General features: G+C 69.2%; 1 protein-coding gene. It reads left to right on the top strand.

Going from position 1 to position 442, the window contains the following annotated elements; translation table 11 throughout:
* On the top strand, window positions 1–442 hold a 442-nt coding region (locus tag AB4Z02_RS19110; protein ID WP_441972947.1), incomplete at both ends, for a PstC family ABC transporter permease.

The raw sequence follows: 442 nt of genomic DNA on the forward strand, positions 1-442 counted from the left end.
GCCCAGACCCTCGGCTACATCATCGACCTGCTGGCCGCCGTGCCCTCCGTCGTCTACGGTCTCTGGGGCATCGCCACCCTCGCGGTCTTCGTCCAGCCCTTCTACGTCTGGCTCGGCACCTACGTCGGCTGGTTCCCGCTCTTCGCCCCGCCGGTCTCCGGTACCGGGCGCACCATCCTCACGGCCGCCATCGTGCTCGCCGTCATGGTCATCCCGATCATGACCGCCATCTGCCGCGAGGTCTTCCTCCAGACTCCCCGCCTCCACGAAGAGGCTGCGCTGGCCCTCGGCGCGACGCGCTGGGAGATGGTCCGCATGGCCGTCCTGCCCTTCGCACGCTCCGGCATCATCTCCGCCATCATGCTCGGCCTCGGGCGGGCGCTCGGCGAGACCCTGGCCATCGCCATGGTGCTGTCGCCCGCGATCATCGTGAAGTTCGCTG

Origin of the sequence: Pedococcus sp. 2YAF34 (assembly GCF_052114585.1) — a bacterium.
Lineage (GTDB): Bacteria > Actinomycetota > Actinomycetes > Actinomycetales > Dermatophilaceae > Pedococcus.